The sequence below is a fragment of the Campylobacter concisus genome (genome assembly GCF_003048985.1).
GTDB lineage: Bacteria > Campylobacterota > Campylobacteria > Campylobacterales > Campylobacteraceae > Campylobacter_A > Campylobacter_A concisus_AY.
This window is the reverse complement of the sequence record NZ_PIRS01000004.1, coordinates 39,293-62,032: the sequence shown is the minus strand read 5'-3', so window position 1 is coordinate 62,032 and position 22,740 is coordinate 39,293. Positions and strand designations below refer to the sequence as shown.

Annotated in this window: 27 protein-coding genes; 15 read left to right on the top strand and 12 right to left on the bottom strand. The window is 39.3% G+C overall.

Features of this window, described 5'->3' with window-relative positions:
• Positions 1-61: 61 nt before the first annotated feature.
• From cysK to CVS91_RS03915, 3 genes are all read left to right on the top strand, one after another.
• Positions 62-967 carry a cysteine synthase A gene (gene cysK, locus CVS91_RS03925; protein ID WP_107830446.1) on the top strand — a complete coding sequence of 302 codons (906 nt, stop codon included), beginning with the start codon at positions 62-64 and terminating at the stop codon, positions 965-967.
• 4 nt (positions 968-971) lie between these two features.
• Positions 972-1,523 (top strand): serine O-acetyltransferase EpsC, encoded by a 552-nt coding sequence (gene epsC / locus CVS91_RS03920; RefSeq protein ID WP_009294053.1) that lies wholly within the window; start codon positions 972-974, stop codon positions 1,521-1,523.
• Positions 1,524-1,732: 209 nt separating this feature from the next.
• Positions 1,733-2,011, top strand: a complete 279-nt coding sequence (locus CVS91_RS03915) for a hypothetical protein (RefSeq protein WP_234409659.1) — start codon at positions 1,733-1,735, stop codon at positions 2,009-2,011.
• A 24-nt stretch (positions 2,012-2,035) separates the two neighbouring features.
• Here CVS91_RS03915 and CVS91_RS03910 read toward each other — a convergent pair whose 3' ends face one another.
• Positions 2,036-2,338 carry a c-type cytochrome gene (locus tag CVS91_RS03910; protein ID WP_009294052.1) on the bottom strand — a complete coding sequence of 101 codons (303 nt, stop codon included), beginning with the start codon at positions 2,336-2,338 and terminating at the stop codon, positions 2,036-2,038.
• Positions 2,339-2,430: 92 nt separating this feature from the next.
• Here CVS91_RS03910 and gmhB point away from each other — a divergent pair, with 92 nt between their 5' ends.
• Genes gmhB through CVS91_RS03885 form a run of 5 tightly spaced genes read left to right on the top strand, consistent with a single transcriptional unit; the run spans position 2,431 to position 6,284 of the window.
• The gene (gene gmhB / locus CVS91_RS03905) at positions 2,431-2,946 is read left to right on the top strand and encodes a D-glycero-beta-D-manno-heptose 1,7-bisphosphate 7-phosphatase (RefSeq protein WP_107830442.1); all 516 of its coding nucleotides are present in this window, start codon (positions 2,431-2,433) and stop codon (positions 2,944-2,946) included.
• Positions 2,943-3,932, top strand: a complete 990-nt coding sequence (gene rfaD, locus CVS91_RS03900; RefSeq protein WP_021091057.1) for an ADP-glyceromanno-heptose 6-epimerase — start codon at positions 2,943-2,945, stop codon at positions 3,930-3,932. The genes gmhB and rfaD overlap by 4 nt, the downstream gene beginning before the upstream one ends.
• Positions 3,925-5,343 (top strand): D-glycero-beta-D-manno-heptose-7-phosphate kinase, encoded by a 1,419-nt coding sequence (gene rfaE1, locus CVS91_RS03895; protein ID WP_107830440.1) that lies wholly within the window; start codon positions 3,925-3,927, stop codon positions 5,341-5,343. The genes rfaD and rfaE1 overlap by 8 nt, the downstream gene beginning before the upstream one ends.
• Positions 5,318-5,887 (top strand): D-sedoheptulose 7-phosphate isomerase, encoded by a 570-nt coding sequence (gene gmhA, locus CVS91_RS03890; protein WP_002942109.1) that lies wholly within the window; start codon positions 5,318-5,320, stop codon positions 5,885-5,887. The genes rfaE1 and gmhA overlap by 26 nt, the downstream gene beginning before the upstream one ends.
• 1 nt (position 5,888) lies before the next feature.
• Positions 5,889-6,284: an SseB family protein gene (locus CVS91_RS03885; RefSeq protein ID WP_107830438.1), complete on the top strand. Its 396-nt coding sequence runs from the start codon at positions 5,889-5,891 to the stop codon at positions 6,282-6,284.
• A 1,051-nt stretch (positions 6,285-7,335) separates the two neighbouring features.
• Here CVS91_RS03885 and tilS read toward each other — a convergent pair.
• Genes tilS through panC form a run of 3 tightly spaced genes read right to left on the bottom strand, consistent with a single transcriptional unit; the run spans position 7,336 to position 10,459 of the window.
• Positions 7,336-8,328, bottom strand: coding sequence for a tRNA lysidine(34) synthetase TilS (gene tilS, locus CVS91_RS03880; RefSeq protein WP_107830436.1), 993 nt, complete (start codon positions 8,326-8,328; stop codon positions 7,336-7,338).
• The gene (gene rimO / locus CVS91_RS03875) at positions 8,325-9,635 is read right to left on the bottom strand and encodes a 30S ribosomal protein S12 methylthiotransferase RimO (RefSeq protein WP_107830434.1); all 1,311 of its coding nucleotides are present in this window, start codon (positions 9,633-9,635) and stop codon (positions 8,325-8,327) included. Before rimO ends, tilS begins: the two co-directional genes overlap by 4 nt.
• 2 nt (positions 9,636-9,637) lie before the next feature.
• Positions 9,638-10,459, bottom strand: a complete 822-nt coding sequence (gene panC, locus CVS91_RS03870) for a pantoate--beta-alanine ligase (protein WP_107830432.1) — start codon at positions 10,457-10,459, stop codon at positions 9,638-9,640.
• Between the two features lie 119 nt (positions 10,460-10,578).
• Here panC and prfB point away from each other — a divergent pair, with 119 nt between their 5' ends.
• Complete coding sequence (gene prfB / locus CVS91_RS03865; RefSeq protein ID WP_107830430.1) at positions 10,579-11,679, top strand: peptide chain release factor 2; 1,101 nt, start codon at positions 10,579-10,581, stop codon at positions 11,677-11,679.
• Between the two features lie 21 nt (positions 11,680-11,700).
• On the opposite strand, the gene CVS91_RS03860 is transcribed toward prfB, so the two are convergent.
• A complete protein-coding gene (locus tag CVS91_RS03860) occupies positions 11,701-12,252 on the bottom strand; it encodes a tetratricopeptide repeat protein (RefSeq protein ID WP_107830428.1) in 552 nt (183 codons plus the stop codon).
• Between the two features lie 77 nt (positions 12,253-12,329).
• Here CVS91_RS03860 and CVS91_RS03850 point away from each other — a divergent pair, with 77 nt between their 5' ends.
• Genes CVS91_RS03850 through CVS91_RS03825 form a run of 6 tightly spaced genes read left to right on the top strand, consistent with a single transcriptional unit; the run spans position 12,330 to position 17,712 of the window.
• Complete coding sequence (locus tag CVS91_RS03850; RefSeq protein WP_002941809.1) at positions 12,330-12,647, top strand: hypothetical protein; 318 nt, start codon at positions 12,330-12,332, stop codon at positions 12,645-12,647.
• Positions 12,644-13,984 (top strand): dihydrolipoyl dehydrogenase family protein, encoded by a 1,341-nt coding sequence (locus CVS91_RS03845; RefSeq protein ID WP_107830426.1) that lies wholly within the window; start codon positions 12,644-12,646, stop codon positions 13,982-13,984. Before CVS91_RS03850 ends, CVS91_RS03845 begins: the two co-directional genes overlap by 4 nt.
• A gap of 10 nt (positions 13,985-13,994) precedes the next feature.
• Positions 13,995-14,654 (top strand): tetratricopeptide repeat protein, encoded by a 660-nt coding sequence (locus CVS91_RS03840; RefSeq protein WP_107830424.1) that lies wholly within the window; start codon positions 13,995-13,997, stop codon positions 14,652-14,654.
• Positions 14,655-14,666: 12 nt separating this feature from the next.
• The gene (locus CVS91_RS03835; protein WP_103595107.1) at positions 14,667-15,290 is read left to right on the top strand and encodes a tetratricopeptide repeat protein; all 624 of its coding nucleotides are present in this window, start codon (positions 14,667-14,669) and stop codon (positions 15,288-15,290) included.
• Positions 15,291-15,302: 12 nt separating this feature from the next.
• Complete coding sequence (locus CVS91_RS03830; protein WP_107830422.1) at positions 15,303-16,679, top strand: MBOAT family O-acyltransferase; 1,377 nt, start codon at positions 15,303-15,305, stop codon at positions 16,677-16,679.
• Entirely contained in the window at positions 16,648-17,712 is a 1,065-nt protein-coding gene (locus tag CVS91_RS03825; RefSeq protein WP_107830420.1) for a hypothetical protein, read from the top strand. The genes CVS91_RS03830 and CVS91_RS03825 overlap by 32 nt, the downstream gene beginning before the upstream one ends.
• A gap of 4 nt (positions 17,713-17,716) precedes the next feature.
• On the opposite strand, the gene CVS91_RS03820 is transcribed toward CVS91_RS03825, so the two are convergent.
• From CVS91_RS03820 to CVS91_RS03790, 7 genes are read right to left on the bottom strand one after another with little or no spacing between them, the layout of a single operon-like run.
• Positions 17,717-18,253, bottom strand: a complete 537-nt coding sequence (locus tag CVS91_RS03820) for a hypothetical protein (RefSeq protein WP_103620650.1) — start codon at positions 18,251-18,253, stop codon at positions 17,717-17,719.
• Entirely contained in the window at positions 18,246-18,767 is a 522-nt protein-coding gene (locus CVS91_RS03815) for a membrane protein (RefSeq protein ID WP_002941847.1), read from the bottom strand. Before CVS91_RS03815 ends, CVS91_RS03820 begins: the two co-directional genes overlap by 8 nt.
• A complete protein-coding gene (locus CVS91_RS03810) occupies positions 18,764-19,768 on the bottom strand; it encodes a hypothetical protein (RefSeq protein ID WP_021092206.1) in 1,005 nt (334 codons plus the stop codon). The genes CVS91_RS03815 and CVS91_RS03810 overlap by 4 nt, the downstream gene beginning before the upstream one ends.
• Positions 19,769-19,828: 60 nt before the next feature.
• On the bottom strand, positions 19,829-20,275 hold the full coding sequence (locus CVS91_RS03805; RefSeq protein ID WP_107830418.1) for a hypothetical protein: 447 nt from the start codon (positions 20,273-20,275) through the stop codon (positions 19,829-19,831).
• The gene (locus CVS91_RS03800) at positions 20,265-21,044 is read right to left on the bottom strand and encodes a lysophospholipid acyltransferase family protein (RefSeq protein ID WP_107830416.1); all 780 of its coding nucleotides are present in this window, start codon (positions 21,042-21,044) and stop codon (positions 20,265-20,267) included. The genes CVS91_RS03805 and CVS91_RS03800 overlap by 11 nt, the downstream gene beginning before the upstream one ends.
• The gene (miaB, locus tag CVS91_RS03795; protein WP_103606499.1) at positions 21,025-22,326 is read right to left on the bottom strand and encodes a tRNA (N6-isopentenyl adenosine(37)-C2)-methylthiotransferase MiaB; all 1,302 of its coding nucleotides are present in this window, start codon (positions 22,324-22,326) and stop codon (positions 21,025-21,027) included. The genes CVS91_RS03800 and miaB overlap by 20 nt, the downstream gene beginning before the upstream one ends.
• Positions 22,326-22,568: an HP0268 family nuclease gene (locus tag CVS91_RS03790; protein WP_002941786.1), complete on the bottom strand. Its 243-nt coding sequence runs from the start codon at positions 22,566-22,568 to the stop codon at positions 22,326-22,328. The genes miaB and CVS91_RS03790 overlap by 1 nt, the downstream gene beginning before the upstream one ends.
• Between the last annotated feature and the right edge of the window lie 172 nt (positions 22,569-22,740).

Below are 22,740 nucleotides of genomic sequence, written 5' to 3'. Positions count from 1 at the left end.
TTTTTATGTTTTATTTTAAATTCTATGCTAAATTTACGAGAAATTTATTTTAGGAGGAGTGATGATCTACGATAACATCGTAAAAACGATCGGTAATACACCTATCGTAAAGGTTAAAACAGGTGCTGATGAGGCTGAAATTTACGTAAAATTAGAGTTTTTTAACCCAGGCGGCTCTGTAAAAGATAGGATCGCATTTAATATGATCACAAAAATGCTAGCTGATGGCACGCTAAAACATGGCGACACTATCGTTGAGCCAACAAGCGGCAATACAGGTATCGGCGTAGCTATGTGCGGTACTGCGCTTGGCTTTAAAGTGATCCTTTGCATGCCTGAGAGCATGAGTATCGAAAGACGCAAGATTGTTGCAGCTTATGGCGCTCATCTTGAGCTAACTCCTGCAGCTGGCGGTATGAAAGCAGCGATCGCAAAAGCTACTGAGCTAGCTTCTCAGCCAAACCACGTAATGCTAAGCCAGTTTGAGAATAAATACAACCCACAAGCTCACGAGCTAACAACAGCTGCTGAGATCGTGGCTGATTTTAGTAAGCTTGATGCCTTTGTAGCAGGCGTTGGCACAGGCGGCACGATAAGCGGCGTGGCAAAGGTTCTAAAAGAAAAAGGCTATGACACTAAGATCATCGCAGTAGAGCCTGAAGCATCACCAGTTTTAAGTGGCGGCAACCCAGGACCACATAAAATTCAAGGCATAGGAGCTGGATTTTTACCAAATACAATGGATATGAGCCTAGTTAGCGAAGTAGAAAAAGTAAGCAACGATGACGCACTAAACGCAGCTAGAGCGATAGCAAAGAGTGATGGCTTGATGATAGGCATAAGTGGCGGCGCTTCTTACGTGGCTGCAAAAAGAGTGGCTAAAAGACTTGGCGCTGGCAAAAAAGTGCTTTTCATAGCTCCAGATAACGGCGAGAGATACCTAAGCACAGAGCTTTACGGAGCGTAAAAATATGTGGGAGAGTCTAAAAGAGCTAGTTCAAACCGTCCGTGAAAAAGACCCATCGGTGCATAGTTGTTGCTTTTTGGCGATACTTATAAACACTCCTGGCATCCATGCGGTTTTGTTTCATAAAATTTCTCATTTTTTATATGAAAAAAAGTGGTTTTTTCTAGCTAGACTCATCTCGCAAATCGCAAGATTTCTAACAGGCATCGAGATCCACCCTGGGGCAAAGATTGGTAGGAGATTTTTCATAGATCACGGCATGGGCGTGGTTATCGGCGAGACGGCTGAGGTCGGTGATGATGTGATGATGTATCATCAAGTGACACTTGGCGGCACCGGCAAAGAGTGTGGCAAGCGCCATCCAACCATTAAAAATGGCGTCACTATCGCCGCTGGCTCAAAGATACTTGGCGCCATAACGATCGGTGAAAATGCTAAGATCGGTGCAAACTCGGTAGTACTAAAAAACGTCCCAGCAAACGCAACTGTCGTTGGCATACCAGCAAGAGTTGTCAGGGTAAATGGGACGAAATTTGAACCAGAATTTATCATTTAAAATTTAAATTTACTCTCGCTACACCATAAAAATGCAAATTTTTGATACGGCAAATTTACTATCCATAATGTTGCTAGCGTTTTTTAGCTTTGCGCTACCTATTATAATATTTGTCATTTTAGTAAATTTGATAACAAAATTTATCAGGCGAAAGCTGTGCCAAAAATCTTACGTAAAATTTAACCAAAAAAATATAGCTGATACATGTAGTGCAAACTTTTACTGAGGGCATAGCTTACGCTTATGAAAAAAGAGTGCCGATGAAAGAAGATGTCTATTGTGATTTTTACATACCAAAAGGCAAGGTCTATGTAGAATTTTGGGGCTTGGAAGATGACGAGGCGTATATAAAAAGAAAAGAGCAAAAGATAGAGCTTTATAAAAAATACAATTTAAATTTAATAGAGATAGATAACGACAAGATCGGCAATTTAGATGACTATCTGCCAAGAGAGCTTTTGAAATTTGGTGTGAGTTTAAATTTGTAGAAAAAGGGGCGAGCGCCCCTGTGATTATTTTAAAGTTTGGATGTATTCAGCTACTGCTTTTGCATCTTCATCGCTCATTGGAGTAGCGATAGGTTTCATCATAGCACCAAGACCAAATTTATTTGCTCCTGTTTTGTAGCCTTTTAGAGCTGCTTCGATAGCTGCTGCATCAAGTGATGTTAAAGCTGGAACTTTGTTATTGAAAACTTTTTCAGCTTTAGCGCCATGACAGGCAACGCATTTTTTATAGATAGTAGCGCCATCTGCAGCGAAAGCAGCAGTTGAAAGTAGTGCTGCAACACTTGAAACGATTAGTAATTTTTTCATTTTTCATCCTTTTTAAAAAACGTGCCGGCATTATAATACAAAAATGTAAATTTGCAAGGGGTGGGTTAAAATATTTTGGCTATAATCACCAAATGATAAAAGAAACAGCCAACAAAGCACTTTTTTTAGACCGAGACGGCGTCATAAATGAAGACGCTGGATACGTTTGCGAGATCAAAGACTTTAAATTTATTGATGGCATTTTTGATGCATTAAGAGAATTTGCTGGAGCTGGCTACAAGCTCTTTGTCGTGACAAATCAATCAGGCATCGGCAGGGGCTACTACACGCAGGAGCAGTTTGACGCTCTAAACAAATTTATGCTTGAAAGCTTTAAAAAAGAGCAAATTTTTATCACCAAGGTCTATTTTTGCCCGCACGCTCCAGAGCAAAAGTGCACCTGCAGAAAACCAAATCCAAAAATGATACTTGATGCTTGCAAAGAGTTTGACATAGAGCTTGAAAACTCGCTAATGATAGGTGATAAGCCAAGCGACGTCGAGGCTGGCAAAAGGGCTGGTGTGGGCAGAAATTTCTTGCTTGATGGGATAAATTTTAAAGATGTAAGAGATGTTTTAAATAAGCTAAAAAAGGAAAAATCACTATGAATTTAAACGGAAAAAAGATAGTTATAACTGGCGGCGCTGGCTTTATCGGCTCAGCTTTGGCGCACTATTTTGATGAAAACTATAAAGATGCTCACGTGCTTGTCGTGGATAAATTTAGAAACGACGAGACATTTAGCAACGGCAACCTAAAAAGCTTTGGACATTTTAAAAATTTACTTGGCTTTAAAGGTGAAATTTACGCTGGCGATATCAACGACCCTAGCACTCTTGAGAAGATAAAAAGTTTTCGCCCAGATGTCATCTATCACGAAGCAGCAATCTCAGACACCACTGTAAAAGAACAAGACGAGCTAATAAAAACAAATGTAAATGCCTTTGTAAATTTGCTTGATATCTGCGAGAGTTTGGGCGCAAAGATGATCTACGCTAGCTCAGGTGCGACTTATGGCAACGCAAAGAGCCCACAAACAGTTGGCGAGTGCGAAGCGCCAAATAATGTCTATGGTTTTAGCAAACTAAGCATGGATAATATCAATAAAATTTACGCAAAGCGCGGCGTGAGCGTGGTTGGACTGAGGTATTTTAATGTCTTTGGCAAGGGCGAGTTTTTCAAAAATAAAACCGCCTCGATGGTGCTTCAGTTTGGCCTGCAAATTTTAGCTGGCAAGACCCCAAGGCTCTTTGAGGGCAGCGACCAGATCAAGCGTGATTTTGTCTATATAAAAGATATCATTGACGCAAATATAAAAGCGCTTGATGCACCAAGCGGCGTCTATAACGCAGCTACTGGCAAGGCTAGAAGCTTTCAAGATATCGCTGACATCTTGCAGCGTGAGATCGGCGTAAATTTAGGCAACGAATATATCAAAAACCCATTTATCGGCTCATATCAATTTCACACAGAGGCCGACGTGGCCCCAGCTCGCGAGGCATTTGGCTTTAGCGCGACTTGGAGCTTGGAAGAGGCGATAAAAGACTACTTACCAGAGATAAAGAGAATTTATAAGGAAGAGATAAATGGCTAAGAGAGTTAAAATTTTAGTAGTCGGCGATCTTATGCTAGATCACTACATCTGGGGCAGTTGCGAGCGCATCTCGCCTGAAGCGCCAGTGCAAGTTGTAAAGATAAATAACGAAACCTACACGCTTGGTGGCGCTGGTAATGTGGTGAGAAATTTACTCTCGCTTGGCGCAAACGTGAGCGTGGCTAGCGTCTTAGGAGATGATGAGGCTGGCAAAAAGATAAAAGAGAAGCTTGCTGAGCTAAATGTAAAAGATGAGCTGATCCTTACTGAAAAAGGGCGCGAAAGCTCGATAAAAAGCCGCATCATGGCATCTCATCAGCAAGTTGTCAGGATCGATAAAGAGAGCGTTGTCAAGATAAATTTAGAAGATGAACTAGTCTTAAAAGTAAAAGAAAATCTTGCAAATTTCAAGGCTGTCTTGCTAAGTGACTACGGCAAAGGCGTGCTTAGCGAGAAGGTCTGCCAAGAGATCATAAATGAGTGCGTGAGGCTAAAAATACCAGTGCTCATAGACCCAAAAGGCAGCGACTACTCAAAGTATAAAAACGCGACCCTTCTAACGCCAAATAAAAAAGAGGCGAGCGAGGCTACAAATTTAAAGATAAAAGACAAAGCCGAGCTTGAAAAGGCGATAAAACAGCTAAAAGATGAGCTAAATTTGACCTATTCGATCATCACGATCTCAGAAGATGGCATTGCGCTATATGATGATAAATTGCACATCTTTGCGGCAAAAGCAAAAGAGGTCTTTGATGTCACTGGCGCTGGAGATACGGTGCTTGCTACACTTGGCTACATGCTAGCAACTGGCGCTGATATAAAAGAGGCGATCAAGATAGCAAATCTCGCAGCAGCCGTCGTCGTGGCAAAGATAGGCAGCGCAACGGCTAGCTTTAGCGAGATCGAGCAGCTACTAAATAGCTCATTTGGAGCAAATTTCGAACACAAGCTTAAAAGCGTTGAGGAGCTAGAAGAAATTTTGAGCCAAAAGGGCAAGAAAAAGGTCGTTTTCACAAACGGCTGCTTTGATATCTTGCATGCTGGACACGTAAAATATCTAGCCCGTGCAAGGGAGCTTGGCGATCTTTTGGTAGTTGGGTTAAATTCAGACGCTTCAGTTAAGAGGCTAAAAGGCGAGGCAAGGCCTATAAACTCGCAAGATGACAGAGCCTGCGTGCTAAGTGGGCTTGGATTTGTTGATTATGTCGTGATATTTGATGAGGATACGCCATTAAATTTAATAACAAAGATAAAGCCTGATGTGCTTGTAAAAGGGGCTGACTACAAGGGCAAAGAGGTCGTTGGCAGCGAGATCGTAAAAGAGGTCAGACTGATCGACTTTGTCGAGGGCAAAAGCACAACAGGGATAATAAAAAGGATAAAAGATGCTAAAAACAATGATAAAAAATGAGCTCGAGGCTCATCAAAAGACCTTTAGCGAGCATGTAAATTTGCTGGGCAGCCTAGAGCGTGCTTGCCAGATGGTGGCTGATACGCTAAAAAATGGCAAAAAGGTGCTCATATGTGGTAACGGCGGCTCTGCGGCGGACGCTCAACACTTTGCAGCCGAGCTAACTGGTAGATATAAAAGCGAGCGCCAGCCACTTCCAGGCATCGCGCTAACCACCGATACTTCAGCACTTACAGCCATTGGCAACGACTACGGCTTTGACTACGTTTTCTCACGCCAGTTTGAGGCCTTAGCTCAGCCAGGCGACTTGCTCGTGGCGATCTCAACAAGTGGCAACAGCAAAAACGTCCTTGAAGCTATAAAAAGTGCCAAGAAAATGGGCGTATCGGTGCTTGGACTTAGTGGTAAAGGCGGTGGCGCGATGAATGAAGGATGTGATCTAAATTTAGTCGTTAGCTCAAGCGATACGGCAAGAATTCAAGAGTCGCACATCTTTTTTATCCACACGATCTGCCAAGCCGTAGATGAGGCTTTTAGGGGCTAAAATGCAAGAAGCGATGGATAAATTTTTAAGTGATCCTAGCCAGCAAAATGAGATAAATTTGATATCGGCTTTAAAAAGGGCTACTTTTTTTGCTCCAGTGCTTTTAAACCAAGCGCTCGCAAAGCCTGATGGTGGGGTAGTTTATGAGGAGGAGGGCTCAAATATCAAATTTATCCTACTTGAAGATGAGGGCGAGAAGCTTAGCTATTTTCCGGCATTTACAAGCAAAGAGGCGATGAAGCTTTGGCGAAACGACAGCGAGCAAGAGAGCATTGAGATAGGGTTAAAAGAGTATCTTGCGATGCTAAAAGAGAGCAGTTATGCTGGCGTCGTGGTGGATGCTTTTAGCTATGACTTTGTGCTAAAAAGAGAGCTGATAGAGAAAATCCTCGCTTAGGGCGTAATAAAATTTATAAAATTTTACGCATTATTTTATGCAAATGGCTTTGATGAGGTAGATTTAAACCGCTGGCTTGTTTAAATTTATTTTATGGGCTGGTTTTGCTGGGGCTGACGCTGATTTATAAATTTAACTTTTTGGACGCGTTTATTAAATTTGATATTGTTGATGAGCTAAATTTGATAAGCTACAAATTTCACTATCTTGTTTATAAAATTTGGTTTTATATATTAAATTTACGCTTTTATTGTTGGTAGCAAAATTAAATTTAATATACGATTTCAAAGCTATAAGAGCGCTATGAATTTTAAATTTGAGACTGAAGGTTGGCTGCTATTCTGCAGCAAAGATATGTGGATCAATTTAGAGCTTTATTGCTTAAGAAATTTATATCGTAGATGAGTTTTTTGGCTATTTTAAAACAGCTGTGAAATTAAATTTACTAGACCATGCTTTAAATTTGGCTCTTGATAGATTAAATTTGACTTTTGGTATAGAAAATTTGCAGTTTTAGTGCCACATTTGCCAAGGTTGAAGCGGGCACTTACTTGAGAGCTTGAGTAAATTTGCTGCTTAAGGCTTTAAAATTGACTTTTCAGATCAAATTTGTAGTTCTAGTTGCCCTAACTTAAGCCTAAAAATAGTTGCAATAAATTAATAACAAATAAATTTACCGATAGAAATTTTAAATTTTGCAGCTTAATACTTTAGTGTGAGGATCGTAAGGGTAAAATTTAGCGTTAAAAACTTTAGATTTGCTCTTTTGTGGGTCAAATTTGTAGCCTTTATACTCTAAATTTAAACGCAAAAGCTGTTTATGTTAGAGAAAAATAGCCAAAATCAAATTCGCAGTTTTTTAAATACTAATATTACGGGTGCTCTAGTTTAAGGGTTGAAGCAAAGTTTAGTTTTAAATTTGACCTTTGTAGATTAAATTTGCAGATAGAAATTTAAATTTTTGCAGACTTGTTAAAATTGTTGTAGAAAAATTTTGTGATAAAAAGTTTAAATTAGCCTTCGGTAGATCAAATTTAGAGCCTAAAACGCTCTATTTGCTAAAAAATTTAGAAATATTTTCTATTTGAGTGCCCTTTGCAAATAAATAGCCTCTATTTATCGCTGGGAGCTTTAAAATTCTAGCTTTTTCTTTAAATATTTTTGGCATTACGGCTTTACAAAATGGCGTCACCAAAACAAATTCATCAGCGTAGCCAACTGCGATCTTGCCACTTAGCACCACGCTTGTTTGCTTTGCTAAATTTGCGCTTAGCTCATCTTTTTGAGCTTTGCTTAAAAGCACATTTAGCTCTTTTGCCGCCATATCGACGCCTCGCACCACGTTGCTATCATTTTTTATAATGAAAATTTCATCATCCATCTTTGTGATATTTGGCAGCAGGTTTTGCCTATCAGCCTCCAAAAACTCAAAGCTTTTCTTCACGCCGCTAAAGTACTCGTCCAAAAATGGCTCACTAAAATTTAGCCTCACAAAGCTTCTTTTAAGCTTGCCTTCTAAATTTGTCTCATCGACAAAGTAGTGCAAACCTCGTTCGTCAAGGTAGTTTTGAAGCTCTTTTTTGCGTAAATTTAAAAGCGGTCTAACCAGCCAAAAGTGCTTTCTCCTCTCAAGCTCGCTCATACCAAAGAGCTCTTTTAGCCCGGCGCCCTTGCCAAGCTGCATCAAAAACCACTCAAATTTATCGTCAAACTGATGCGCTAGGATCAAATTTTCATAGCCAATTTTTTGGCAAATTTCACCAAAAAACTCATACCTCGCCTCGCGCGCGTTTTTTTCAAAATTTGACTTACCTAAATTTACGCTTTTTATGTAGATTTTTTTGCCAAATTTGCTGGCAAGCTCTTTGGCGCTTTCAACTTCAAATTTACTCTGCTCTCTGGCGTTGTGATCGACTATGGCTAGATCAAATTTGACCCCAGCCTCTTGCAAAATGTAAAAAAGTGCGGTGCTATCGATGCCGTGCGAGAAGGCAAGCAGGTTTGCGCCCAAGCTTAGCCTATCAAGCACATTTTGGCTTATCATTTTGCTTTTTTGATGATTGTGGCGACTAGTTTTTGATCAACCACGTCGCTGACCTCACAAAGGTAGAGCGAGCCGATCTCAAGCTCTTTTACGTCGCTTTCGTTTATTAAAATTTCGCCGTCTATATCTTTGTCCCAAATATCTTTTTTGGCAGCGTAAAACATCTCGCCCTCGCTGCTAATGCCCTCAAGCGATGCGTAAATTTGCTTGCCAAGCTCTTTTTGCAAGCTCTCATTTATCGCTTTTTTGGTGATCTTTTCTATCTTGCTTAGCCTTTTTGAGATGATCTTGGCTGGGATTTGCTCCATTTCAAACGAGGCTGTGTCCTCTTCTTTTGAGTAGGCAAAGGCTGAAATTCTATCAAATTTAAACTCTTCTAAAAACTCGCAAAGCTCCTCAAAATCCTCCTCGCTCTCGCCTGGGTGTCCCACGATGACACCAGTTCGCAAGAATGAATTTTCGGCATTTCTCATCAAATTTAGAAGCTCTTTTATCTTTTTAGCACCACTTCCACGCTTCATTATCTTTAGCATATTTTCGCTGATGTGCTGGATCGGCATGTCAAAGTAGTTGTGAAAGATAGGCGAAGCGATGATGCGCGAAATGAGCTCTTTGCTAGTCGTGCTTGGATAGAGATAAAGTATCCTAGCACTCCTTACGCCTTCTATCTTTTCTATCTCGTTGATTAAATTTATTAACCCGTCACTAACGCCATTATCTCGCATGTATGAGCTTGAGTCTTGGGATAAAAAGCTAAAGTCGTAGTAGCCTTTTTTGACTAGATTTTTGACCTCATTTACGATGTTCTCAAGCGAGCGTGATTTTAGCTTGCCCTTAAATGTCGGTATCGCACAAAAGCTGCATTTTTGGTTACAGCCCTCTGAAATTTTGATGTAGGCGTGGTAGTTTGAGCCAGTTATCACGCGCTCTTCGTTTGCCTGCAGATAAGTCTGCGGGCTAAATAAATTTTGCTTTTTCAAGATGATCTCATCGATCTTGTCATAATCAGCCACGCCAGTAAAGAGATCGACTTCAGACAGTTCTTTTATGAGCTCATCTTTGTAGCGCTGCATAAGACAGCCAGTCACTACCAGCAAAGAGCCATTTTTGCGAGCTTCGTGCATCTCAAGTATGGTTTGGATGCTCTCTTCTTTGGCGGATTTGATAAAGCCGCAGGTATTTACGATGATGACGTCAGCGTCGCTGATATCGTCCGTGATATCGTAGTTTTGCAAGCGTCCTAGCATGATCTCTGAATCAACTAAATTTTTATTACAACCAAGCGAGATTAGATGAAGTTTTGGCATTTTTAGATCCAGATGTTGTCTATTAGTCTAGTTTTGCCTACATAGGCGGCTACTAAGATTATTGTATTGCCTTTTTCTACCTTTGAAATTTCATTTAAATTTCTATCCGTAACCGCGACGTAATCAACTTTTAGTGGCTCTAAAACCTCAAGCATATTTGCCTTGATCTCGCTTGCGTCCTCTTCGCCGTTTTGGATCAAATTTCGCGCTTTATTTAGCGATCTTGAAAGTCTTAGCGCGTTGCACTTATCTTCGTCGCAGATGTAGATGTTTCTGCTTGAAAGTGCTAGGCCGTCAGGCTCTCTAACGATATCGCAAGCTACTAGCTCGATGTTTAGGAAAAATGTATTTATCATATTTTGCACGATGATGAGCTGCTGGGTGTCTTTTTTGCCCATATAGACGCTATTTGCACGAGTTAGGCGAAATAGCTTATTTAGCACTCTTAAGACGCCATCAAAGTGACCAGGCCTAGTTTTGCCCTCTAAGATGGTTGAAAGCTTCTTTGGAGCGACGATGAGCGGTTCATCTTCAAAGTAAAGCTCATTAGCGTCTGGGATAAAGATAGCGCTAACGCCGTTTTGCTCGCAAATTTGGATGTCGCTTTGCTCTTTTCTTGGGTATTTATCCAGATCTTCGCCTGGTAGAAACTGAGTTGGATTTACAAACGTTGAGACGATGCTTGTCTCGTTTTGGCTCACACATTTTTTTATAAGGCTAACGTGTCCGTCGTGAAGTGCACCCATTGTCGGCGCAAAACCGATCTTGCCGCTTGCATTTTGGACAAAATTTTCAAGCTCGTTTATAGTTCTTATGATCTGCATATTGACTCTTTTTATCTAAATTTTAACTTGGCATTGTAACAAAAAAGGATTAAAAGGGCGTAAATTTAAAAATGTAAGCAACTTTTGGCTAAAATCGGCAAAAATTTATGGAGAAAAACTTGGATAGTTACGAATACAACGAGCTTTTAAAGAAGCTACAAACAAAAGTTGAAAACATAGGCTCTATCGTAAAGCCTGACGAGATAAAGGCTAGGCTAAAAGAGATCGAGGCGACCGAGCAAGACCCTGACTTTTGGCAAGATATCGCAAGAGCTGGAGCGCTAAATAAAGAAAAGACAAAAATTTCAAATATGCTTGCTAAATTTAGCGACGCTCATCAAGCAGTTAGCGACGCAAAAGAGCTTTTTGAGCTAGCAAATTCTGAAAATGACGAGGAGACTATAAATTCTCTCTTTGAAGATGCTAAAAATTTAGATGAAAAGATAGTAAATTTAGAAATTTCTATGCTTTTAAGTGGTGAGGATGATAGCAAAAACGCGATCGTATCGATACACCCAGGAGCTGGCGGCACTGAGAGTAACGACTGGGCAAGCATGCTTTATAGGATGTATCTTAGATTTTGTGAGCGTGAGGGCTTTAAGGTCGAGACTTTGGACTTTCAAGAGGGCGAAGAAGCGGGTCTAAAGGATGTGAGCTTTATCGTAAAAGGCGAAAATGCTTATGGATATTTCAAAGCAGAAAATGGCATCCACAGGCTCGTTCGCACAAGCCCATTTGATAGCGCGGGACGCCGTCACACAAGCTTTTCTAGCGTCATGGTAAGCCCCGAAGTAGATGACGATATAGAGATCGAGATAGAAGAGAAAGATCTAAAGATAGACACTTATAGAGCCAGTGGCGCAGGCGGTCAGCACGTAAATAAGACTGAATCAGCCATCCGCATCACGCACATACCAACTGGCATCGTCGTGCAGTGTCAAAATGACCGCAGCCAGCACAAAAACAGAGCCACAGCGATGAAAATGCTAAAGTCGCGCCTTTACGAGCTTGAGCTGATGAAGCAGCAAGAGGCAAGCAACAGCGTCGAAAAGAGCGAGATCGGCTGGGGACATCAGATAAGATCATACGTGCTTTTCCCGTATCAGCAGGTAAAAGACAACCGCAGTGGCGAGGCATTTTCGCAAACTGATGCGATACTTGATGGCGATATCAAAAAGATGATAGAGGGTGTCTTGATCGCTCAAAAGGCTGAGGCGTAGTAAATTTAAAAGAGATGAGAGCTAAAATTTCATCTCTTTTAGCTTCATGCAGGCCTCTTCTTTGCCATGGTAGCAAGCCTCGTCAAGATAAATTCTAGCTTTCTTATAGTCGTTTTTGCCAAGATATATAAGTCCTAGATCGTAGCTAGCCTCGCTTGAGCCAAGGCTAGTGGCTTTTTCATAAAAATATATCGCTTTTTCTAAATTTTTATTGACCCCAAGGCCGTACTCATAGATATATCCAGCGCTTCTTAGTCCGTCTATGTTGCCGTATCTGCCAGCTGTCTCAAACCAAAAAAGCGCCCTTAAGATATCCTTACTAAAGCCTTTGCCGTCACGAAAACAAACGCCAGTTTGCTGCATGGCTAGGACATTGCCATCTTTTGCGTAGTCGTAAAATCTTTTGCAAGCTTTTGGGTAGTTGCCCTCGTTATATAGATAGATGGCGTCTGCTATTTGCTCTACTTCAGGATCAAGTGGTGGCTCGCTAAGACCTAAATTTTGCGAAATTTGCTGCGCCGAACAGCCCCAAAATAGCAAAATGCTAAATAGAAAAATGATAAATTTTTTCATATTTGTCCTTGAAAATTTAGGCGATTTTATCGAATTTTATCTTATAATGATCGCAAATTTAAGCAAAAAGGAACGATATGGATCATAACGCACTTTTGACACAGCTTGGCTACAACATAGATGAAACGACCACTGAGCATATGCGTAGAATTTTAAATAACACTGACGGCCTTTTGCCAAAGAGTGTGATCGAGCTAAACGATCATCTAAAACCGCACCTTTGCTTTGTGGCGATGAGCGGGAGTGAGGATAGGCTAAAGATAAAAAACGTTGCAACCGTCAAAGAGATAAAAGAGCGGGTTGATGAGATCATCAAAAGCTGGGCAAATAAATACAAAATGGATATCAAAAAGATAAACGAAACTACATACTACATAATGGGAAAAATTAAATGAAATATGACATTGTTATTATTGGATTTGGTAAGGCTGGCAAGACGCTAGCTGTAAAGGCGGCTGCGCTTGGCAAAAAGGTCGCGCTAATCGAGAGATCGCCAAAGATGTACGGAGGCACTTGCATAAACGTAGGCTGCATACCGACAAAACGTCTAATCACAGCTGCAAAAGAGGCGATATATGCAGATAATAGCGTTGAAAACGAGTATTACACGCTTAGCATCGAAAACAAAAATAAGCTAATCTCAGCTTTAAATTCTAAAAACTATGCGATGCTAAATGATAAAGAAAATATCGACGTGATCGATGGCGTTGGCTCGTTTAAAGATAAAAATAGCGTCCTAGTTACAACCTCAAATGGCGAGCAAAAAGTCGTTGAAGGCGAATTTATCATCATAAACACTGGCTCAAAAGAGGCGTATGCGCCATTTGAGATAACAAACTCAAACGTCTTTTCAAGCAAAACCTTGCTAGATCTAAAAACTATGCCAAAGCATCTTGTCATCGTTGGAAGTGGCTTCATCGGCATCGAGTTTGCATCAATGTTTGCAAATTTTGGCTCAAAAGTGACCATCGTCGGACGCTCAAAACTGCTAAAAAACGAAGATGAAGATATAGCTAAAAGCGTAAAAGATGCGCTAAACGTGCAGGGCATCGAAATTTTAGAGGGTTGCGAGATAGAGAGCTTAAAAGATAATGCGTTAAATTTCAAACAAGATAATGAAGATAGGATCATCAAGGCTGATGCGTTTTTAGTAGCGCTTGGCAGAGTGGCAAATTTAGATGATCTAAATTTAAAAGCAGCTGGCGTCGAGCTAAATGAAAAAGGCTTTATAAAGACAAATGAGCGCCTTCAAACAAATGTGCCAAACATCTACGCAGTGGGCGACGTGCGCGGCGGAGAGCTTTTTACCTACACTAGTTTGGATGACTTTAGGATAGTTTTCTCGCAAATTTTTGGCGACAAAAAACGCACCACACAAAACAGAAGCATCCATGCAAATGTGCTATTTACCGACACTCCGCTAGCAAGAGTTGGCGTAAATGCAAAAGAAGCTAGCGAGCTTGGGCTAAATTTCAAAGAACTAAAGCTTAGCATGGCAGCAGTGCCAGGAGCAAAGGTGCTAAATCACGATGTGGGCATGCTAAAAGCGATCGTTGAAGCTAGTAGTGGCGAAATTTTAGGGGCAAGCTTTCACTGCATCTACGCAAATGAGATCATAAATGAGATCGCGATCGCGATGAATTTAAAAGCAGATGCAAATTTCTTTAAAAACCAAATTTTCACTCACCCAAGCATCAGCGAAGCCCTAAATGACTTGTTTGGACAATATTAAAAGGACAAAAATGAAAAAATATTTACTACTTTTAACTGCTCTATTTTTCACAGGCTGCTTAAACGTGATCGGGATCGGGGAGACGCCAAGACAAGACGACACATGGCAGCAACCAAAAGATGAAAAAGTAGTGCAAAGCAAAGAGGAAATTTCAAAAAATGCGATAGAAATTTTAACTCCAAAGTGCCAAAACGGCGATGCTGAAGCTTGCAACGACTTGGGTGTAAATTTTGAGCTTATGAAAGAGTATGACAATGCCTACGCAAACTACAAAAAGGCTTGCGATGCGAAAGTGCAGCTTGCTTGCTCAAATCTTGGCACGCTCTATGAAAACGGCCTTGGCGTGAAAAAAGATCCAAAAAAAGCGGTCGAAATTTACAAAGATAGCTGCAACAGTGGCGGTGTGCAAGCTTGCTATCATCTAGGCAACGCCTACCGCAAGGGCGAGATCGTAAAACAAGACTACTATCTAGCGATGGAGGCCTACACAAACGCTTGCAACGCTGGAGATCTGCCAAGCTGCGCAAATATCGGCGCGATGTATGAACTAGGTCTTGGCATGAACAAGGACGAAAAGAGAGCTTATGGAATTTACAAAGTCGCTTGCTTTCGCGGTCTAAACAAGGCGTGCCCACAGATGAAAAGACTAGGCGCAAAGCTTGGCATGTAAGCAGGAAAATAAGTGAAAAAAGTTTTAAATTTTGGGCTTATCGTAGCTGCTAGCTTTATGTTAAGTGGCTGCTGGTCGTGGCAAAAGATGGTGAGCTTTGGCTTTTGGCAAAGTGATGAGGAGGCTAGGGCGGAGCGTCTTGAGCTTGAAAAAGAGAAGATGGTGCAAAACTGCGAGAGCGGAAATAGCATCGACTGTAACAACCTAGCTGTAAATTTTAGCAACGAAAAGGACTTCGTAAAGGCAAAAGGCTACTATGAAAAGGCTTGCAACTCTGGGCTTGCGACTGCTTGCTCAAATTTAGGTCAAATTTATGAGCAAGGGCTAGTTGATGAGCAAAAAGATATCGAGAAGGCTCTAAAGCTTTATAAACTAGCTTGCGATAGTGGCGACGGCGTTGGATGCTACAACGAGGCAATGGGACTAAAATCCTACATCGAAAGCGAAAATTTAAAAACTCATAAGATAGATAGAACCAAGGCTGAGGCTAGGGTGCTAAAGCTTTTGGCAAAGAGCTGCGAGCTTGAGTATGCGCAGTCATGCTTCTTGCTTGCAAAGCTAAGCGGCGATGAAACAAAGGCAGATGCGCTTTATAAAAGAGCCTGCCAACTTGGCAAATGCGTGGATAAAAAGTAAGGGGGTATAATTTTGCTTTTTAACTCGTATGCCTTTATATTTGTTTTTTTACCGCTTGTATTTTTTGTATATTTTTTTCTGAACAAAAAGAGACTAAGCACTCTTGCAAAAGCTTTTTTGGTGAGTGCTAGTTTATTTTTTTATGCTTATTGGAGTATTTATTATCTGCCGATTTTGTTGGGAAGTATTGTTTTTAACTTCCTTATTTCAAAATTTCTTGCAAAACATCAAAGTAAAGCTATTTTAATTTTTGGTATAGTTTGCAACCTCACTTTACTTGGATATTTTAAATATGCTGATTTTTTAATTTCAAATTTAAACGCTATAGCAAATACAAATTTGGGTCTACTTCATATCGCTTTGCCGCTTGCGCTTAGTTTTGTCACATTTCAGCAAATAGCATATCTAGTCGATAGCTACAATAAACAAACAAAAGAGAATAGCTTTTTAAACTACTGCCTTTTTATAACATTTTTCCCACAGCTTATTGCTGGTCCGATAGTGCATCACAAAGAGATGATGCCACAGTTTGCAAATAAATTTAATCTTATAAAAAACTATAAATTTATAGCTCTTGGACTTTTTGTTTTTAGTATAGGACTATTTAAGAAGAGTGTGGTTGCCGATACTTTTTCAATCTTTGCAAATGCTGGATTTGATGTGGAGAGAAATTTGACTTTCTTACAAGCGTGGACGACATCGCTTTCGTATACTTTTCAGCTTTATTTTGATTTTAGTGGTTATTGTGATATGGCGATAGGTCTTGCATTGCTTTTTAATATAAGACTTCCTATAAATTTTAACTCCCCGTATAAGGCTTTAAATATTCAGGATTTTTGGCACAGGTGGCACATTACATTGTCGCGTTTTCTAAGAGACTATATCTATATTCCGCTTGGAGGAAATAGAAAAGGTCAATATCGTACCTATATAAATTTGTTTTTAGTGTTTTTGATAGGCGGTCTTTGGCATGGAGCTGCTTGGACATTTGTTGTTTGGGGTGCTTTGCATGGCTTTGCTATTGTTATTCACAGATGTTGGCAAAAGTTAAATTTTAAACTAAATAAAATCATTGCTTGGATTATTACCTTTAACTTTGTAAATTTTACATGGATATTTTTTAGAGCAAAAAGCTTTGAAGATGCTATGAAAGTGATCCGAGGGATGTTTTTTGGTGAGTTTAAAATAGACGTTAATTATCTCGAGATGTTTTTTATCGTTTTGGCTTTTTTGGTTGTTTTGCTTTTTAAAAACTCTATGCAAATAGCATTTGATAAGAAATTTAAATTTACTATCTGGCAAATTTTTGCAACATCTTTCTTTTTGTTTATATCGATCTTAGCAATTAGGCTTAATAATGCGAGTGAATTTTTATACTTTAGATTTTAAGAAAAAAATATTTCTGTGCCTGTTTTTAGTGGCTTTTGCTATGGTTGGGCTTGATGTTGTGCTTTATGTTTTTGCGGGAAATAGCACAAGTAAGACAAATTTTGTTGATAATAAAATTTCAAAAGCGGAGCACTTTAAACTAAATAGTGAAAAGCAAAAGGATATTGTTTTTGTTGGAAGTAGTAGAACACTTCATCATATATCAACAAATGTTTTTAGCGAAAATAATATCAGTATTTATAACTTCGGTGTATCTGGAAATTTCATTAGAGACTATCCATATATTTCAAATGCTATCAAAAAAGTTGGTGCAAAAGAGGTTGTTATTAGTCTAAGAGTTAGTTTTCTTTTTGATAACTATGCAGAGTATGGATTTAAAATTTATACTACTGATGAACTTGTTGCAAATTTTGGTACAGATAAAATGACCTTTCTGAAAACACTACCTGATTTTTTTGCAAGACCACATCTATTTTTGAGATATTCTGAAGGTATATATAATAGAATAGTTGGGTTTTATGGGAAATTTACTCCAGATAACAAAACTAAAGCAAGTAGTTTTGAAGCTAAAAATACTTTTGATGTAAAAGCATATAGTGATTGTGATTTAATCAATATAAATGAGATAAATTCAAATGCTACAAAAAATAAAAAAATCATTGTTGCAAAGTGTAGCAATGGAGATATTATTCTTTTTTCAGATGCACTGCCAAGAGAAAATTATGGTAAGACGATCGAATTAAAGGGGTTAAATCAAAACACTATAAAATATTTTCAAAATTATGTAATCGATCCACTTGTAAAAAGTGGCATAAAGGTTGTTGTTATATTAGAGCCTATGTTTGATGGCGCTACCATAAAATATGATATAAGTGAGATAATGCCAGCTATTAAAAATGCTAAAGTCATTGATCTAACAAATTTTAAATTTAATGATGATGAGTTATCAGATATGGGGCATCATTTAAACTATCTTGGCAGAAAAAGATATAGTGAGTTTTTGGTTAAACTCTATCTTGATGGTAAACTTTGAGTTCTTACTTCAACCCAAAAACTTTTATGTTAAAGGTTGTGTGGATCTTGTCGTTTTCGCCTTTCATGACGATAGGAAATTCGGCTTTTATGATGCTATCATAGCTACTAAGTGCGTCTAAAAAGTCATAAAATTTTTGTGGGGTTTTAAGCGAGCTAGTGACATTTAGGCGGTATCTAAAAAACTTCTCAGTTGCGTTATTCTCGCTTTCTTCTATCTTGCTAAGGCTCACTTCGCTAAAAAATTGCGATGCGAAATTTATAAATTTATCCTTATCAAAAGCTGTATCATAAGCCAAGATGATAGCGCCATCTTTTTGTCTTGTCGCTTCAAGTGCTTTAAATTTAGCTTCAAATTCATTTTTTACCTTCGTGTATGATGAGGTTTGCGAGTAGTTTTGTCTTGAGAGGCTTTTAAATTCTTTTATGTTTGGCACGATAAAGCCAAATATCATAATGAAGCAAACTATGATAAAAGCAAATATAAAAAGTAAAAGCTTTACTGGGTCGATTTTTTCTAAGCTCGTATCTTTTTTACTCATTATATCCCTCAGAATTATCAATCTTATTTGTGCTTATAAAGCCGTACCAGCCGTTTTTGCTCTGATAAAAGCTAGTGTTTGACGTGGTGAAAATCGACCTTAGCGGCGAGGCTAAGAGCTGGTTAAAGACATCCTTTGTTGGCGTTATGCCGCGTATGATGAGCGAGTTTTTATCCATAAAGACCTCTTCAAGCGTGATGCTATCAGGCACAAGGTCAAAAAGGTTGTGCAAGCTTTGCTTTAGGATAGAATTTGATGTAAAGATGTCGTTTGCAGAGTCTATCTGCACGGCAAGTTTGGCTGAAATTTCATCCGTGGTGACTATCTTTTGGCTAAGCTCTTTTTGCTCGTTTGCTAGAAATTCTATATTTTTTTTGGTTGAGTAGTTTTTATAAACGATGAAGAAATTTGCCACCAAAAGCACCACAAAGACAAAGCCGATTAGGCTTAGCCAGAGCTTACTAAAGATAGATAGAAGTGGTCTTGGTTCTGGAGTGATGAAGCTAAATTTCATAGTGTTATCTCTTCTTGCATGATCTCATTCATGATGTGATTTGTGTTGATCGGATAGCTTGATGTCTCCACAAATAGCTCTGATTGCAGGTATTGTAAAAAGGTTGCACTTGTTTTTGTGTTTTCAAAAACGATGATCTGCTCGATAAAATCGCCGCCATAGATTGGATTTTCATAAAATTCTTTCATAGCTTTTGCGATGTAGTCAAACATCTTCATATCGCGCCCAAAGATCGCTACTGACTTCTCGACATTTGTCGAAGCTGGCATGTTTAGCTCGTAGTTTAGATCTTCAAATTCTTTTGGTTTATCATCGCTTAAAAAATCATCCAAGCTTTTAAAATCATCAAGCGCCGTTGCGCCATCTTCTTCTTTGACGATGAGATTGTCAATGTCTGTTATGTCCTCTTCTTTTAGGCTTTCTATCTCTTCGTTGCCCTCTTCAGCGTCGCTCATATTTAAAAACGTAGAGAGCTTCATCTGCTTATCTTTAAATATCGCAAGCGCAAAAGAGTGCGAGTGGATGTAGAGATATAGCGTGGTTTTTGGCGAAATTCCACGCTTTAAAAGCTCGTGAAAGAGCAGGGCGATAGGTGAGTAGATAAGATCGACACTACCTTGCCCAAAGAGGTTTTTATATCTTCTTATAGCATTTAAATTTGCATATATGCTCCAGCTATCTTGCATCACAAGGCTGGTTAAATTTTGCGTGTTGATGTTAAATTTTTTATACTCGTCAAAGTTAGCAGTAGGCAGCGCCCCTTGTGAGTCGTCATTAAAAAAGAGCGAAACATAGACGCCAAAATAGGCCTTTTCTTGCTCTTCTATGTATTTTAAAACTTTTTCATCGACACTATCGATGCTTATGTCTGTAAATTTAGCATTTATGGTTTTTATAAGCTTGCCATTTCTAAAGACCTGACCGTAAAAAACGCACTCATTGCCCTCGATCACGGCGCTTAAGAAAAGGTTTGAAAAAAGCTTTTTGATGCTAAAAGACATAACTCTCCTAAATTTAGTGCATTATTTTTGGTATGTTAGCCAAAAAGGTATTAAATAAGTTTAAAACAGCTCGTTTTTTAGTTTTGCAAACGCCTCTTTCATCTTCAGAGCTTCGCTTTTTAGCTCCTCATCAAGCAGTGCAGAATTTTTTAAGCTTTCAAAATCCTCTATCATCACATCACACATCATTTTGATGCGCTCATTATCAGCCTTACTGACGCCGTTTTGGCTCATTTTTTTGATGCGATCAAGATACTCTTTGCCGTTTTTTATGTATGAGCTAAATTTCATAGCTGCCTTGCTTTGATTTAGCGTGGTGGCGGCCATCTTGTTGTAGGCGTCAAGGTCAAGGGCTTTTTGGCTTAAATTTAGAGCCTTTTCATACTCTTTACTCTCGTAGTAAAATTTCGCTTCAAGAGCGAGTTTATAGGAGTTGTCACTGTAAAAAAATAGCCCAAAGAAAGCTATTATAAAAATGGCTATAAAGATAGAAAATTTATTTTTCATAAATTTCGTCCAAAATTTCTCTTATCTCGTCGCTTATTTGCGGATTTTTATGCGCATATTTTTTCCACCAAATTTTTAAATTTGACCTAAAGTCCTCTTTGTTTTGTTCTACGCTCTTGCCACCGTCATTTTGTGAGGCTTGCCAAAGCTCATTTTGTATCTTCTCTTTTGCCTCTTTTTGCTCTAAATTTGCCACACTAAAAGGGGCTGAGAGGCTAAAATTTATAGTTGAAAATGGCTTTGGAAGTATCATCTTGTCCCAGCTTTTAAATTCCCAAAACGAGTTTGCTTCGAAATTTAGAGCATAAATTTCGCAAGATGACTTTTGCGCTATCACCGCAGCTCCGTCTGCCACGCTGTGTCTTGGTCCGCGTGGGCCATCTGGCGTGATGATGACGTCGTGGCCTTGCTTTATCTCTCTTAGGGCTTCTATGAGCGCCCTTGCACCGCCTTTTGAGCTGCTGCCTCTAATGGTGCCGATGCCAAAAAATTTGATTATTCTGGTGATGAGCTCACCATCTTTGTGGTCGCTTATTATCACCTTGCCTTGTTTTCTGTTTTGACTGCTCCACCAGCGTCTGTAAGCAAAGCTCATAAAGCTAAGCCTGCCGTGCCAAAAGACGACGACGCAGCCATTTTGTGGTAAGAAATTTGGAGTGTAGCTCTTTTTGCAGGTTAGAAAAATGAGCCACATCAAAATGTAGATGAAAAAGACGCCAACATTTAAGGCGAGCTTTTCAAGGGTGCTTTTAAATTTGCAGCTCGCCATACAAAACCATTCGTTTTGGATTTGTGATCTTTACTTTTTGCGTAGTGCCAAGAAGCTCTTCGCTGCCATCAACTTGAACTAAAAAGTTGTTAAAACTTCGCCCAGCAACGCCGCCATTTGCCCTTAGCTCTTCAAAATATACATCAAAAATTTTATCTTTTTGCGCCGCCACGATCTCGTCTAAAATTTCGCTGTGGCGATTTTGCAGGCGTGTTAGCCTTTCTGAGGCGGTCTTGTCGTCTATTTGATTTGTAAAAGTAGCTGCCTTTGTAAGCGGACGGGGCGAATACTTAAAACTAAAAATTTGCTCAAATCTAACTTGCTCAAGCACGTCCATAGTATCTTCAAATTCGCTATCGCTCTCGCCTGGAAATGCGACGATGATATCAGTCGAGATGCTCACGTCTGGGCACATTTTTCTAAGTCTTAGCGCGCGATCTAAAAACCACTCTTTTGTGTATCCGCGCTTCATTTCGCGTAAAACTTTGGTGTTTCCGCTTTGAAGTGGCATATGCATAGATTTGCAAATTTTTGGGTTATTAGTGAAAATTTCAAGAAATTTATCATCCATGTGAAGTGGATGTGGGCTTGTAAATCTTATCCTCTCAACGCCCTCTATCTCGCTTATCTTTACTAAAAGGTCGCTAAAATCGATATTTTCTTGCACGCCTGAAAATCTTTTGCCGTAGTTATTGACATTTTGCCCTAGTAAAAATATCTCTTTTGCGCCACTTTTTGCCGCCTTTTCTACCTCTTTTAGGATGAGGCTTGAAGGGATAGAAATTTCATCGCCTCTGGTGTGTGGGACGATGCAGTAGGTGCATTTTTTATCGCAGCCGATCGAGATATTGATGTGGCTTTTATATGGCGAGCCTCTAAATTCGCCAAATGCATATTCGCTCTCGTCGTGGTTGATGTCGGTTGAGATAAATTTAGGCGTATTTACAGCCTTTGTGATCTTGCTAACATTTCTTGCGCCAAGGACAAAATCAACATAAGGTGCGCGCTTAAAAATTTCACTACCCAAATGGCTTGCAGTGCAGCCACAAACGCCTATTTTAGCACCTCTTTTTTTGGCTTTTTCAAAGGCTCCGACCTCGCTAAAAAGCTTATGAACTGGCTTTTCACGAACCGAGCAGGTATTTATAAGGATTAAATCAGCTTCTTCGATGTTTTGTGTTAAGGAGTAGTCTTCTTTTTGTGAGAGCTCGGCTATGATATGCTCGCTGTCACGAACATTCATAGCACAACCTAGAGTTTGGATAAAGAGTTTTTTACTCATTAAAGTATATGCACTTCATACATATAATCGCTATCATCAAGACCGTATTTTACGGTTCTGTGATAAACGCTTAGCCCTTTTTCTTCAAAATGCTCGACTAATGCGATTAGTTGTTTGTGCGTGTTTTCTTTATCAAAATAGAAAATTTTCTGACCCTCTTTTTCGACAGCTGCCTCTATCTTTTCTAGTGAAATCGTTTTTGGTTTTGCGTCTAATTCGGCTCTTGCAAGTTTTAGCTCCATTTTTAATCCTTTCAAAATCTTAAATTTTAATCGGTCAATATACCCAAATCATCATAAAAAAAGGATTAAATAAAAGTTAATAACAAGCTTAAAGTTATTAAAAGTATGGCTTATGTATAATTTCAAAACTTCACGAAAAATCCCCGAAATTTATCGTCACAATGGAGAAAAA

Excerpts from the sequence above, each read along its gene's own strand:
- cysK (WP_107830446.1), top strand. The coding sequence starts at position 62 with ATGATCTACGATAACATCGTAAAAACGATCGGTAATACACCTATCGTA.
- epsC (WP_009294053.1), top strand. The coding sequence starts at position 972 with ATGTGGGAGAGTCTAAAAGAGCTAGTTCAAACCGTCCGTGAAAAAGAC.
- CVS91_RS03910 (WP_009294052.1), bottom strand. The coding sequence starts at position 2,338 with ATGAAAAAATTACTAATCGTTTCAAGTGTTGCAGCACTACTTTCAACT.
- gmhB (WP_107830442.1), top strand. The coding sequence starts at position 2,431 with ATGATAAAAGAAACAGCCAACAAAGCACTTTTTTTAGACCGAGACGGC.
- rfaD (WP_021091057.1), top strand. The coding sequence starts at position 2,943 with ATGAATTTAAACGGAAAAAAGATAGTTATAACTGGCGGCGCTGGCTTT.
- rfaE1 (WP_107830440.1), top strand. The coding sequence starts at position 3,925 with ATGGCTAAGAGAGTTAAAATTTTAGTAGTCGGCGATCTTATGCTAGAT.
- gmhA (WP_002942109.1), top strand. The coding sequence starts at position 5,318 with ATGCTAAAAACAATGATAAAAAATGAGCTCGAGGCTCATCAAAAGACC.
- CVS91_RS03885 (WP_107830438.1), top strand. The coding sequence starts at position 5,889 with ATGCAAGAAGCGATGGATAAATTTTTAAGTGATCCTAGCCAGCAAAAT.
- tilS (WP_107830436.1), bottom strand. The coding sequence starts at position 8,328 with ATGATAAGCCAAAATGTGCTTGATAGGCTAAGCTTGGGCGCAAACCTG.
- rimO (WP_107830434.1), bottom strand. The coding sequence starts at position 9,635 with ATGCCAAAACTTCATCTAATCTCGCTTGGTTGTAATAAAAATTTAGTT.
- panC (WP_107830432.1), bottom strand. The coding sequence starts at position 10,459 with ATGCAGATCATAAGAACTATAAACGAGCTTGAAAATTTTGTCCAAAAT.
- CVS91_RS03860 (WP_107830428.1), bottom strand. The coding sequence starts at position 12,252 with ATGAAAAAATTTATCATTTTTCTATTTAGCATTTTGCTATTTTGGGGC.
- CVS91_RS03850 (WP_002941809.1), top strand. The coding sequence starts at position 12,330 with ATGGATCATAACGCACTTTTGACACAGCTTGGCTACAACATAGATGAA.
- CVS91_RS03845 (WP_107830426.1), top strand. The coding sequence starts at position 12,644 with ATGAAATATGACATTGTTATTATTGGATTTGGTAAGGCTGGCAAGACG.
- CVS91_RS03840 (WP_107830424.1), top strand. The coding sequence starts at position 13,995 with ATGAAAAAATATTTACTACTTTTAACTGCTCTATTTTTCACAGGCTGC.
- CVS91_RS03825 (WP_107830420.1), top strand. The coding sequence starts at position 16,648 with ATGCGAGTGAATTTTTATACTTTAGATTTTAAGAAAAAAATATTTCTG.
- CVS91_RS03820 (WP_103620650.1), bottom strand. The coding sequence starts at position 18,253 with ATGAGTAAAAAAGATACGAGCTTAGAAAAAATCGACCCAGTAAAGCTT.
- CVS91_RS03815 (WP_002941847.1), bottom strand. The coding sequence starts at position 18,767 with ATGAAATTTAGCTTCATCACTCCAGAACCAAGACCACTTCTATCTATC.
- CVS91_RS03810 (WP_021092206.1), bottom strand. The coding sequence starts at position 19,768 with ATGTCTTTTAGCATCAAAAAGCTTTTTTCAAACCTTTTCTTAAGCGCC.
- CVS91_RS03805 (WP_107830418.1), bottom strand. The coding sequence starts at position 20,275 with ATGAAAAATAAATTTTCTATCTTTATAGCCATTTTTATAATAGCTTTC.
- CVS91_RS03800 (WP_107830416.1), bottom strand. The coding sequence starts at position 21,044 with ATGGCGAGCTGCAAATTTAAAAGCACCCTTGAAAAGCTCGCCTTAAAT.
- miaB (WP_103606499.1), bottom strand. The coding sequence starts at position 22,326 with ATGAGTAAAAAACTCTTTATCCAAACTCTAGGTTGTGCTATGAATGTT.
- CVS91_RS03790 (WP_002941786.1), bottom strand. The coding sequence starts at position 22,568 with ATGGAGCTAAAACTTGCAAGAGCCGAATTAGACGCAAAACCAAAAACG.